General features: G+C 66.2%; 1 protein-coding gene. It reads left to right on the forward strand.

Annotation, left to right across the window (positions count from 1 at the left end; all coding sequences use genetic code 11):
• Positions 1 to 324 precede the first annotated feature (324 nt).
• Positions 325 to 1,683, forward strand: coding sequence for a Pup--protein ligase (pafA, locus tag AB0F41_RS31565; protein ID WP_357430260.1), 1,359 nt, complete (start codon positions 325 to 327; stop codon positions 1,681 to 1,683).
• Positions 1,684 to 1,800: the final 117 nt, after the last annotated feature.

Here is a 1,800-nt window from a genome sequence, read left to right on the forward strand (position 1 = left end):
GCCAGTATCGCGGTCGACAAAGGTCTTTCGAAACTCGGCAGCGTCACCGATTTCTATCGCGAACTGGAGCCGGACGCGCTGGCCGAGCGCCCGTTTCTGTGCCCGGATCGTCGAGAAAAGGTGGTCCGGGCCGGGACCTCCCACGGCCGTCGCCGCAGCCGTTCCGGCCGGTGTTCCGGGCCGGGAACAGCCCCTGACGCTGCGGATTCTCGGGTTCGGGTGCCCATTCGGCGAACAACCGACGGCCCAATCGTTGCCAAGCCGTATACATCGGGTTTTCCGCACCGACCCGCAGGGATCATCCAGCGCTGTAACCTCGATAGTGTGCAGCGACGAATTATGGGGATCGAGACCGAATTCGGTGTGACGTGCACCTTCCACGGACACCGCCGGCTCAGCCCCGACGAGGTGGCCCGGTATCTCTTCCGCCGGGTGGTGTCCTGGGGGCGCAGCTCCAATGTGTTCCTGCGAAACGGCGCCCGGCTCTACCTCGACGTCGGTTCGCATCCGGAGTACGCCACCGCCGAATGCGACAGCCTGGTCCAACTGGTCACCCACGACCGGGCCGGGGAGCGAGTACTGGAGGAGCTGCTCATCGACGCCGAGCAGCGCCTCGCGGAGGAGGGTATCGGCGGGGACATCTACCTGTTCAAGAACAACACCGATTCGGCGGGCAACTCCTACGGTTGCCACGAGAACTTCCTGGTCGTGCGGGCCGGCGAATTCTCCCGGATCTCCGACGTGCTGCTGCCTTTCCTGGTCACCCGGCAGCTGATCTGCGGCGCCGGCAAGGTCCTGCAGACACCGAAGGCGGCCACGTTCTGCCTCTCCCAGCGGGCCGAGCACATCTGGGAGGGCGTCTCCTCGGCGACCACCCGGTCGCGGCCCATCATCAACACCCGCGACGAACCGCACGCCGACGCCGAGAAGTACCGGCGCCTGCACGTGATCGTGGGCGATTCGAATATGGCCGAAACCACCACCATGCTCAAGGTCGGCACCGCCGCCCTGGTGCTGGAGATGATCGAGGCCGGCGTGTCGTTCCGGGATTTCGCCCTGGACAACCCCATCCGCGCGATCCGCGAAGTGAGCCACGATCTCACCGGGCGGCGCCCGGTGCGGCTGGCCGGCGGCCGGCAGGCCAGCGCCCTCGACATCCAGCGTGAGTACTACGCCCGCGCCGTCGAACATCTGCGCAACCGCGAACGCGATCCGCAGGTGGACCAGGTGGTGGACCTGTGGGGCCGCACTCTGGACGCGGTGGAATCCCAGGATTTCGCCAAGGTCGACACCGAGATCGACTGGGTGATCAAGCGCAAGCTGTTCCAGCGCTACCAGGACCGCTACGGGATGGAACTGGCCGACCCCAAGATCGCCCAGCTGGATCTGGCCTACCACGACATCAAACGCGGTCGCGGTGTGTTCGATCTGCTGCAGCGCAAGGGCCTGGCCAAGCGGATCACGGAGGACGACGCGGTCGACGCCGCCGTCGACACCCCGCCGCAGACCACCCGCGCCAAACTGCGTGGCGATTTCATCACCGCCGCGCAGGCGGCCGGGCGGGACTTCACGGTCGACTGGGTTCATCTGAAGTTGAACGATCAAGCGCAGCGGACGGTGCTGTGTAAGGATCCGTTCCGGTCGGTGGATGAGCGGGTGGATCGGCTGATCGCCTCGATGTAAAAGGTGGGCTCGGCGCTGTGAGGGTGCTGTGTTTATTGGCGCGCTGGCGCGCGCGGGGTTCGGCCCCCTGAGCGTCTGCTGTCAGCCCTCGAGACTCGTGGCTTCGCCACATGCGCT

It is taken from the genome of Nocardia sp. NPDC024068 (assembly GCF_040638875.1).
In the GTDB taxonomy this organism is placed as follows: Bacteria; Actinomycetota; Actinomycetes; order Mycobacteriales; family Mycobacteriaceae; genus Nocardia.